Annotated in this window: 1 protein-coding gene, 1 tRNA gene and 1 pseudogene; 1 reads left to right on the top strand and 2 read right to left on the bottom strand. The window is 63.8% G+C overall.

Annotated features, from left to right (window positions below):
- Positions 1-885 (bottom strand): NAD(P)/FAD-dependent oxidoreductase (locus WBB85_RS20975; protein ID WP_432640523.1); only part of this gene is annotated, 885 nt, incomplete at its 3' end.
- Between the two features lie 97 nt (positions 886-982).
- Between WBB85_RS20975 and WBB85_RS20980 the strand changes: the two genes are divergently transcribed.
- A tRNA-Gln gene (locus WBB85_RS20980) sits at positions 983-1,057 on the top strand.
- Between the two features lie 172 nt (positions 1,058-1,229).
- Here WBB85_RS20980 and WBB85_RS20985 read toward each other — a convergent pair.
- A pseudogene (locus tag WBB85_RS20985) lies at positions 1,230-2,067 on the bottom strand (hypothetical protein); the annotation flags it as partial.

The raw sequence follows: 2,067 nt of genomic DNA on the forward strand, positions 1-2,067 counted from the left end.
ATCCAGGACCATGCCCGCTACCTTTTCGGGCACATAACGGGCGAGCGCGGTATGCATGGCCACCCGTCCGCCAGTGCCACGCTGCGCCTTCAATTCCGCGGCAACATCGCAGCCGCGCGCCAGATCAACCGTCAGACCGTCCCCCTCGCGCCAATAGGAGCTGATCTGAAGGATCGACGGTCCGGAAAGACCGCGATGGGTGAACAGCAGCCCTTCCTCGAATGCCGTCCGCCCGAGCGTCACCCGCGCCTCGACCGACACCCCGGCGAGCGGGCGCAGCGCCTCCAGGTCCTGCTCTGCGAAGGTCAGCGGCACCAGCGCCGGGCGCGTATCGGTGACGGCAAGCCCGAATTGTTCGGCGATCCGGTAGGCAAACCCCGTCGCCCCCATTTTCGGAATGGACTTGCCGCCAGTCGCCAGAACAAGGCTTTCGGCCCGGATCGGGCCGATGGTGGTTTCGACCAGAAACGCGCCGTCCCGGGACACCGCCGAAACCCCTGTCCCCAACCTCAGATCCACCCCGGCGGCGGACATGTCCCGCACCAGAAGATCCACGATCTGCCGGGCGCTTCCATCACAAAACAACTGCCCCAGCGTCTTTTCGTGCCAGGCAATCCCGGCAGCATCGACCCGGGCGATGAAATCGGCAGGCGTGAAACGGCGAAGCGCCGAGAGGGCAAAGCGCATGTTCTGCGACAAGAACCGCTCGGGCGGCGCAAGAAGATTGGTGAAGTTGCAGCGTCCACCACCAGAGATCCGGATCTTTTCCCCGGGATTTCGGGCGTGATCGACGACAGTGACGCGTCGCCCCCGCCGCCCGGCCTCTACCGCGCACATCATGCCGGCAGCCCCTGCCCCGATGATAATGACATCCGTCGTTTCCATGCGGGCCGGTATACCGGAAAACCTCTGTGCACAACGGCACAAATCGACGAATTTGGTCTTGCAGGGCAGAGCCGCCTTCGGTAAGAACCCGCGCAGTTGGGGCGTGGCCAAGTGGTAAGGCGTCGGTTTTTGGTACCGTGTACCGTAGGTTCGAATCCTACCGCCCCAGCCACCAAGTTCTGCCAATCGAGACGGTGCGAGGTTCGCCACGGATAGTCGCGCGTTTTCCGCGGCTTGCGCAGTGGGTGCGTTTGCGCAGACCGTCCGGGCGCCACGATTGGACGCGCAAATCGGCCAAAGTCTGCGTCCGGCCTTTTCGCGGTGCGAGGTGTGGAAAGGGTTGATCATAGTGCCGCGACCATGCGGCGCTGCTCGTCCCAGCTGGACGGAAGCGCATGGGTCTTGCACCAATCGGAGGAGAATCCGATCGGCTGCTTACCGTCGAGGACATCGCGGATGATGTCCGGGGCGAGGAAGGCGAGATCGATCATCTGCTGCACGCGGCGCCTGGATGTGCCCTCGGTCTCCGCGATCTCTTCGAAGCTGCGCCCGGCCTTGATCTCGTTGAACCAGTCACGGGCCCGCGCGATATTGCGGATCAGGATATCATCGCGCCCGGCCGGGGCATCGGCCAGCACCAGCTTCGTCTCGACACCGCGTTTGCGGAGTTGGAACGGAACGGACCTGGTCAGCGCTTCCGGAGTAAGGCGGCCGGCATCGATGGCCAGATGCCCGGCGAGCGCAGCTGCATCGAGTTCGAGCATCAAATGCCCCGGCGCGATGTCGATGCGGCCGACGAGGTTCAGAAGATCGGCCCGATCTGCGTCGCCAATCAATACGTCCAGCGTGGAGCGCAAACGCGCGATTTCGTCGGTGCCCGGCGCGGTCACCAAACGTCCGGCCAGCGTGGCATCGGAGAGGAGATCCCGGACGATAGCCTCGGCACGCGCCTCCAGTTCTTCTGCCGACAGGCGCCATCCCGTCACGCCGGGCTCACCGCTGTGCGCGGCAAGCCGGTGGGAGATGTAATAGCGCAGCCGCGTACCCTTTGCCGTTCTAGGGTCAGGATGCATTGATTTCCCAAGCGCTGCATGATTCACGGCTCCGAAAACGGAGCGGTGACATGAGCGATCTTTTCTGGCTGAGCGACGCGCAGATGGTGCGTCTGAAACCCTTTTTTCC

The organism is Albidovulum sp. (assembly GCF_049646345.1).
GTDB lineage: Bacteria > Pseudomonadota > Alphaproteobacteria > Rhodobacterales > Rhodobacteraceae > Albidovulum.